Below are 7,356 nucleotides of genomic sequence, written 5' to 3'. Positions count from 1 at the left end.
GACCAAGCTCACCTTGCCCGAAACCTGGCATAAACCCCAGACCAAACTCAGGGTCAGGGGCAGCCGTCAGAAGGCCATGTCTAATGGGTTCCCGACGAACATATGGTTCCTTCACGCGATCTCCTGCCTCAAGCGGCAGATCTGCGTCGACTGAGATTAGGCGCATCTGCCTAAACAGACACTGGTTCGCATCTGTCTGACAGCACCCCTACAAGCCAGACGTGATCCGAGTGCAACGTTCAGGCTGATCGGCGCACCACGAATTCGCCACGGACAAACTGCCTCCCGGCCGATTCGGCACTCGACTTGAGTACGGCTACCAGGGCGTCCCCCATCGCCGCCAGGGGCTGGCGGTAGCTGGTGAGTTCATAGGCCGGTGAGGCGGCCAGCGGAATGTCGTCGAAGCCCACGACGGCGATGTCGTCCGGCACGGATCGGCCAAGCCCGTGTCGGATGGCATCCATGACCCCGATGGCTAGGACGTCGTTCTCGCAGACCACGAGGTCGGGATGTTCGGCCTCCGGCTGGTCGCGTAGTCGGTCGATCAGCAGATCGAAGGCGCGGCGCGCGTCGTAGCGGGGAACATGCACGACCTCTGGCGTAACGCCTCGACGCTCGCGCCAGGCCTCCAGAAAGGTCGCCTTCCGCATCAGCGTGGCCGAGAATCCGTCGGGGCCACCGACGAAGAGCGGGCGCCGGAACGGCCTTGCAAGCAGGTGATCGGCGATCTCGCGCATGGCCGCGGCGTCGTCGCAGCAAATCGACAGCGTCTGGGGGTCCTGGCTCACGCGGGCGAAGACGATGAGCTTCTTCACACGCCGCGCGCCAAGGGCCGTGCCGATGATGGCGTCGTCGAACTCGGTCCCGATGAGGACGGCGGCGTCCACGCGGCGCTGGCTGGCCGTGAGGAGCGCCTGGGGAATCTCCGACTCGTGGCCGATGTTGATGAGGAGCGTGCCCCAACCCTCACGCTGAAGGACACGCGTGAGGCTTTCGAGCATGACGAGTTTGTGCGGGTTGTCGAAGTCGTCCACGAGCAGCGCAACAAGGCCCGAGCGATCGGAGGCCAAACTCGCGGCAAGAAGGTCCGGGACGTAGCCCAACTCCTCGGCAGCAGCGAGCACGCTGCGTCGGCTCCGTTCGGAGATGGAGGCGTCCTTCTTGAACGCACGGGCCACAGTCCAGCGCGACACGCCCGCGCGGGCCGCCACATCGTCGGCCGTCACATTCGGCAAGGCGGGCGCGCCGTCAAGATCGTCCATGGGGCTCTCCATCCGCGGTGTCATCCGACCGGCATAAGGGGCGGAACGCAAGATTGCACGCGGGTGCAAATTGATCTTGCACGCGCGTGCAGCCTTGTGCAATCGTCTCAGTCATCCCGCGGAGACGCGGTAACGGGAGGAATAGTCTCATGTTGAAGGTTGGTCTGCTCGGAGCCGGGCGGATTGGGCAGGTGCATGCCAAGTCCATCGCGGCGCACCCTGAAAGCCGCCTAGCGGCAGTGTCCGACGTCGTCATGCTAGCGGCCGAGAAGCTCGCCGCAGCCTATGGAGCCGAGGCGCGCACGACCGAGGCGATCCTGGCCGATCCGTCCATCGATGCCGTCCTGATCGCGACATCGACCGACACCCACGCCGACCTGATCGAGGCGGCGACCCAGGCCGGCAAGGCCGTGCTCTGTGAAAAGCCCGTGGACCTCGACCTCGCCCGTGCCGTGCGGTGCCAGGCCGCCGCCGCCCGGACCGGGCGTCCGGTCATGATCGGCTTCAACCGCCGCTTCGACCCCAACTTTGCTAGCCTCAAGGCGGCGTTCGACGCGGGCGAGATCGGCAAGGGCGAGCTTCTGTCGATCACCTCCTTCGACCCCGCGCCGCCCCCGGCTTCCTACGTCAAGGTGTCGGGCGGGCTCTTCCGCGACATGATGATCCACGACTTCGATATGGCCTGCTGGATCATGGGCGGAGCCCCGGAGAAGGTGACGGCGGTGGGCAGCTGCATCGTCGATCCCGAGATTGGCCGTGCGGGCGACGTTGATACGGCCGTGGTGACGCTCCACTTCGCCGACGGGCGGATCGCGGTGATCAAGAACAGCCGCCGTGCCGTCTACGGCTACGACCAGCGCATCGAGCTTCTGGGCTCCGACGGCCTGCTCTCGGCCGGCAACGTGCTCGAAAGCACCGTCTCCAAAGCGACGGCCGCAGGCGTGACCGGGGCCAAGCCCGAGTTCTTCTTCCTTGAACGCTACATGCGCGCCTACGAGGCGGAGTGGTCGGCCTTCGTCAACGCTGTCCTGCGCGGGGCGCCTCTCCCCGTCAGCTTGCAGGACGGCGTCAACGCCTTGGCGCTGGCCGAGGCCGCGACCGAGGCCGCCCGCACCGGGCAGGCGGTGGCCGTCTCCCGCGCGGCGCTCGAGGTAGCGGCATGACCCGCAAGCTCGGCTGCTGCACCTGGACCTTCGCCACCTCGCTGGAGGAGACGGCGGCGCGCATCCGCCGCGCCGGCCTCGACGGGGTGGAACTCTTTGGCGATGCCGATAACCTCGACCCGGTCAGGGCCAAGGATATCCTCGCCAACGAGGGGCTCGAGGTGTTCTCTATCACGCCGGGCGATGCGGACATCTCCCATCCCGACGGGGCCGTGCGGGCCCAGGGTCTCGCCTACTACGAGCGGCTGGTGGACTGGGCGGCGACGATCGGTCAGCCCCTAATCTCGTGCCACGGGCTGGTCACGCGCATCAAGCCGGTGAGCACGCAGGAGGAGGAGGACGCCCTCCTCGTCGAATCGACCCGGCGGGTCTGCTATCTGGCAAAGGCCCGTGGCCTTTCGGTCGTGTTCGAGATCCTGAACCGCTATGAGAGCCATCAGGTCCGGACCGTGGCCGAAGGTCTCGCCTTCTTGGACAAGGTGGGCGCGGACAACCTGCGCCTGCTGCCCGACGCCTACCACATGAACATCGAGGAAGCCGACCCGGCGGGCGCCCTGCGCCAGGGGGGATCGGCGATCGGCCTCTACCACGTGGCGGACAGCAACCGCTGCGCCATAGGGGAGGGCCACACGGACTTCGCGTCCCAAATCCGGGTGATCAACGAGATCGGCTACCAGGGCCCGATCATCATCGAAACGAGCGCGCCCGGCCCGAACCCCTTCACGCCCGTGAAGGGTGAAGGGTTCCGCGACATCATCGAAGGCCATCTCGTCACCTCGCGCGAGCGGCTCAGGGAGATGGGCGCCTGACGAATTCGGCGGCACAGCCGAAGACCATGGTGGCGCGGAAGACGCCGCCATTCCACCAACGAACCTCAAGGGGAGGACACCCATGACCACGATCTTCAAGACCGCGACGCTGGCCTTCGCGCTCTCGGCCTCTGCCGCCTGGGCGCAGGACATCATCGTCGTGACCCACGGTCAGGCCAACGACCCGTTCTGGTCGGTCGTCAAGAACGGCGTCGAGCAGGCGGCCCAGGACAGCGGCGCCACCGTCGAGTACCGCGCGCCCGAGACCTTCGACATGGTCGCCATGTCGCAGCTCATCGACGCCGCCGTGAACCAGGAGCCCGACGGGATCGTCGTCTCCATCCCGGATGCCGACGCCCTGGGTGACTCGATCCGCCGCGCCACCGAAGCCGGCATTCCCGTGATCTCGATCAACTCGGGCTCGGACGTCTCCAAGGACCTCGGCGCGTTCCTGCACGTGGGCCAGTCGGAGTTCGACGCGGGCCGGGCCGCCGGTGAGAAGCTCAAGGAGCTGGGCGGCACCAAGGCAATCTGCGTGAACCAGGAAGTGGGCAACGTCGCGCTGGACCAGCGTTGCGCCGGCTTCACCGAAGGCTTCGGCGACGTGACCGTGCTGCCGACTTCGAACGACCCCGCCGATGTGGAAGCGCGCGTCCGCGCGGCGATCGACGCCGATGAGAGCATCGACACCGTTCTCGCGCTGGGCGCCGGCACGGCGGGCGAGCCGTCTCTCGCGGCGGTCAAGGCCTCGGGCCGTGAGATGCACTTGGCCACCTTTGACCTGTCGGCCGGCTTCCTGGAAGCCGTCGCGGCGGGCGAGGCGGACTTCGCCATCGACCAGCAGCAGTTTCTGCAAGGCTATCTGCCGGTCACCTTCCTGGCGCTTAACGCCAAGTTCGGCCTGATCCCCGGCGGCAACGTCCCCTCGGGCCCGAACCTGATCACCCAGGACAAGGCCGCCCAGGTGGTCGAGCTCTCCGCTCAGGGCATCCGCTGACCTGACCCGGGCAGGGCGGGGGCGCATCAAGGTCGCCGCCCTGCTCCTTCCAGTGGGAGATCTGGCCCATGACCATGGAGAGAGCTCAAATGTCCTCCGTCCCTGCCACTCCGGACGAGCGCCTGCGCCAGGTCTCGTTCCTTTCGCGGCTCATGAAGCGTCCCGAGCTCGGCGCCGTCGCCGGACTGATCCTCGTGGTCGCGTTCTTTGCCGTCACCGCCGACCCGGCGATGTTCAGCCTCGCGGGCGTCATCAACTTCCTCACGCCCGCCGCGCAGCTCGGCATCCTGGCGCTCGGGGCGTCGCTCCTGATGATCGGGGGGGAGTTCGATCTGTCCCTGGGCTCCATGGTGGCCTTCGCGGGCCTGATCTTCGGTGTCGCGGTCACGGTGACCGGCTGGCCGCTGATCCTTGCCATTCCCGCAACGCTCCTCGTAGCCGCGCTGCTTGGGGCCGTGAACGCGCAGATCGTGCTGCGGACCGCCCTGCCGAGCTTCATCGTGACCCTCGCGGGCCTGTTCATCCTGCGAGGCCTGAGTCTCGTGGGCCTCAAATGGGCCACGGGCGGCTCCACACAGCTTCGCGGCGTCTCGGATGTGGTCGAGGGCGACTGGCTCCTGCCGTTCTTCTCGGGCGACGCCTTCGAGGGCCTCTTCGCCTGGCTCGCCGCGCGGGGCTGGATCGAGACCTTCGGGAACGGCTCGGCCAAGGTGCCGGGCGTCCCCGTGGAGATCGTCTGGTTCGTGCTGCTGACGGCCGTCGCGACCTGGGTGCTCCTGCGGACGCCGGCCGGCAACTGGATCTTCGCCTCGGGGGGCGACAAGACCGCCGCCATCAACTCCGGCGTCCCCGTGCGAAAGGTCAAGGTCGCGCTCTTCGTGCTCACCGCCTGCTGCGCCGCGCTCGTGGCCATCATCACGGTGCTCGACGCTGGCAGCACCGACGCGCGCCGGGGCTTCCAGAAGGAGTTCGAGGCCATCATCGCGGCGGTCATCGGCGGTGCCCTCCTGACAGGCGGCTATGGCTCTGCCGTGGGCGCGTTCTTCGGCTCCATCATCTTCGGCGTGGTGATGATCGGCCTCAGCTACACGAACATCGACCAGGACTGGTATCAGGTCTTCCTGGGCTCGATGCTCCTCGTGGCCGTGATCTTCAACAACGCCATCCGCAAGCGCGTGACCGGGGAGCGCTGACGTGACCCAGCCCATCATCGAGATGCGCAGCATCGAGAAGAACTACGGCAACATCGTCGCGCTGGCAGGTGTGAGCTTCGACGTCCGCCCCGGCGAGTGCCACTGCCTCCTGGGCGACAACGGCGCGGGCAAGTCGACGTTCATCAAGACGATGTCCGGCGTCGTCCAGCCGACCCGTGGCCAGATCGTGGTCGAGGGACGCCCCATGTCGTTCCAAAGCCCGCGCGACGCCATGAACGCCGGCATCGCGACGGTCTACCAGGACCTCGCGATGATCCCGTTGATGTCGGTGGCGAGGAACTTCTTCATGGGCCGCGAACCCACGACGGGCTGGGGACCGTTCAAGCGCTTCGACGTCGAGCGGGCCAACAGCGTCACCATGGCCGAGATGAAGAAGATGGGGATCAACCTGCGCGAGGCCGACCAGGCCGTCGGCACGCTTTCGGGCGGCGAGCGCCAGACGGTCGCCATCGCGCGCGCCGTCCACTTCGGGGCCAAGGTGCTGATCCTCGACGAGCCCACCTCCGCCTTGGGCGTGCGCCAGACCGCCAACGTTCTCTCCACGATCGACCGGGTGCGCAAGCAGGGCGTGGGCGTGGTGTTCATCACGCACAACGTCCGCCACGCCATGGCCGTAGGCGATCGCTTCACCGTCCTGAACAGGGGCAAGACGCTGGGAACCTCGCAGCGGGGCGAGATCACCCCCGACCAGCTCCAGGATCTGATGGCGGGCGGACAGGAGATGGCGCAGCTCGAGGCGAGCCTCGGCGGAACGGTCTGAGAGCGTCCTTTCGCGCGCGGCGTCCTGACGAGTTCCCGCACGGCCGGGGCGAGCCCCTGGCCGCGCACCACCCTCCTGACCGGACCTCCTCCCATGATCCTTTACGGCACCAATCCCATTGCCTGGTCGAACGACGACGACCAGACCTTTGGAGCGGACATCTCCCTCGAGCAATGCCTGAGCGAGGCCGGCCAGATCGGCTTTGACGGCATCGAGAAGGGCCACAAGATGCCGAACGAGGGCGCCGTCCTTAAGGAGACGCTCGGCGCGCATGGGCTCCGCTTCGTCGGCGGGTGGTATTCCACGAACCTGCTCGTCCAGTCGGTCGAGGAGGAGAAGCGCGCGGCGCAGGTGCATATCGACATGCTCAAGGGCGCGGGCGCGACCGTCTTCATCGCCTGCGAGACCTCCAACTGCATCCACGGCCAGGACGGCACGCCGCTTGACGAAAGCCCCGTGCTACCTACGGAGCGCTGGGCCCAGTTCGGCGCCAAGATCGAGGCGCTGGCCGAGTTCACCGCGTCCCAGGGCCTGCCGCTCGTCTACCACCACCACATGGGCACCATCGTGGAGACCGAGGCGGAGATCGACGCCTTCATGGCCGCCACCGGCCCGGCCACCAAGCTCCTGCTCGACGCGGGCCACGCCTTCTTCGGCGGCTCCGACCCCGAGGCGCTGGCGCGCCGCTACATGGGCCGCGTGGGCCACATCCACTGCAAGAACGTGCGCTCCGCCGTCATGGCGCGGGTGCGCTCCGAGCGGGTGTCGTTCCTGCAGGGCGTGCGCGCGGGCGTCTTCACCGTGCCGGGCGACGCCGAGGGCGGCGTGAACTTCGCCCCCGTCCTGCGGATCGCGGCCGAGCATGGCTATCAGGGCTGGCTCGTCATCGAGGCCGAGCAGGACCCGGCGCAGCGCCAGCCGTTTCATTATCAGTCCATGGGCCTCAGGGCCCTGAAGGCGATCGCGCGCGAGGCGGGTCTCGACCGGGCGCAAGTCGATACTTCGGCCTGACCGTCCGTTCCGGCCGGGGAAACCTTTCCCCCGGCCGGAGCAGGTCAAAATCCTTAGAAGGATAATTTTCCATGACCAAGCCGCTTGACGTCATCACCATTGGCCGGTCTTCGGTGGACCTGTACGGCGCCCAGGTGGGC

At 67.3% G+C, this 7,356-nt stretch carries 7 protein-coding genes; 6 read left to right on the top strand and 1 reads right to left on the bottom strand.

All coding sequences use genetic code 11. The features are described from left to right. Window positions 1–239: 239 nt before the first annotated feature. The gene (locus tag FHG66_RS20875; RefSeq protein ID WP_139079079.1) at window positions 240–1,262 is read right to left on the bottom strand and encodes a LacI family DNA-binding transcriptional regulator; all 1,023 of its coding nucleotides are present in this window, start codon (window positions 1,260–1,262) and stop codon (window positions 240–242) included. 149 nt (window positions 1,263–1,411) lie between these two features. On the opposite strand from FHG66_RS20875, the gene iolG reads away from it, so the two are divergent. The 6 genes from iolG (at window position 1,412) to iolE (ending at window position 7,216) form a co-directional block, all read left to right on the top strand. Beyond that, window positions 1,412–2,425 carry an inositol 2-dehydrogenase gene (iolG, locus tag FHG66_RS20870; RefSeq protein ID WP_139079078.1) on the top strand — a complete coding sequence of 338 codons (1,014 nt, stop codon included), beginning with the start codon at window positions 1,412–1,414 and terminating at the stop codon, window positions 2,423–2,425. After that, on the top strand, window positions 2,422–3,234 hold the full coding sequence (locus tag FHG66_RS20865) for a sugar phosphate isomerase/epimerase family protein (RefSeq protein WP_139079077.1): 813 nt from the start codon (window positions 2,422–2,424) through the stop codon (window positions 3,232–3,234). Before iolG ends, FHG66_RS20865 begins: the two co-directional genes overlap by 4 nt. 82 nt (window positions 3,235–3,316) lie before the next feature. Next, window positions 3,317–4,231 (top strand): sugar ABC transporter substrate-binding protein, encoded by a 915-nt coding sequence (locus tag FHG66_RS20860; RefSeq protein WP_139079076.1) that lies wholly within the window; start codon window positions 3,317–3,319, stop codon window positions 4,229–4,231. Between the two features lie 89 nt (window positions 4,232–4,320). Next, window positions 4,321–5,424, top strand: a complete 1,104-nt coding sequence (locus FHG66_RS20855; protein WP_139079075.1) for an ABC transporter permease — start codon at window positions 4,321–4,323, stop codon at window positions 5,422–5,424. Window positions 5,425–5,446: 22 nt separating this feature from the next. After that, window positions 5,447–6,205, top strand: a complete 759-nt coding sequence (locus FHG66_RS20850) for an ATP-binding cassette domain-containing protein (protein WP_139079080.1) — start codon at window positions 5,447–5,449, stop codon at window positions 6,203–6,205. A 93-nt stretch (window positions 6,206–6,298) separates the two neighbouring features. Next, window positions 6,299–7,216: a myo-inosose-2 dehydratase gene (gene iolE, locus FHG66_RS20845; protein ID WP_139079074.1), complete on the top strand. Its 918-nt coding sequence runs from the start codon at window positions 6,299–6,301 to the stop codon at window positions 7,214–7,216. Window positions 7,217–7,356: the final 140 nt, after the last annotated feature.

This window comes from Rubellimicrobium rubrum (assembly GCF_006152115.1).
Lineage (GTDB): Bacteria > Pseudomonadota > Alphaproteobacteria > Rhodobacterales > Rhodobacteraceae > Rubellimicrobium > Rubellimicrobium rubrum.
The sequence above is the reverse complement of the archived record's forward strand: the minus strand, read 5'-3'. Positions and strand labels throughout refer to the sequence as shown.

What these genes read in the sequence shown, in the direction of transcription:
- iolG (WP_139079078.1), top strand. Translation starts at nt 1,412, where the DNA reads ATGTTGAAGGTTGGTCTGCTCGGAGCCGGGCGGATTGGGCAGGTGCAT.
- iolE (WP_139079074.1), top strand. Translation starts at nt 6,299, where the DNA reads ATGATCCTTTACGGCACCAATCCCATTGCCTGGTCGAACGACGACGAC.
- FHG66_RS20875 (WP_139079079.1), bottom strand. Translation starts at nt 1,262, where the DNA reads ATGGACGATCTTGACGGCGCGCCCGCCTTGCCGAATGTGACGGCCGAC.
- FHG66_RS20850 (WP_139079080.1), top strand. Translation starts at nt 5,447, where the DNA reads ATGCGCAGCATCGAGAAGAACTACGGCAACATCGTCGCGCTGGCAGGT.
- FHG66_RS20855 (WP_139079075.1), top strand. Translation starts at nt 4,321, where the DNA reads ATGTCCTCCGTCCCTGCCACTCCGGACGAGCGCCTGCGCCAGGTCTCG.
- FHG66_RS20865 (WP_139079077.1), top strand. Translation starts at nt 2,422, where the DNA reads ATGACCCGCAAGCTCGGCTGCTGCACCTGGACCTTCGCCACCTCGCTG.
- FHG66_RS20860 (WP_139079076.1), top strand. Translation starts at nt 3,317, where the DNA reads ATGACCACGATCTTCAAGACCGCGACGCTGGCCTTCGCGCTCTCGGCC.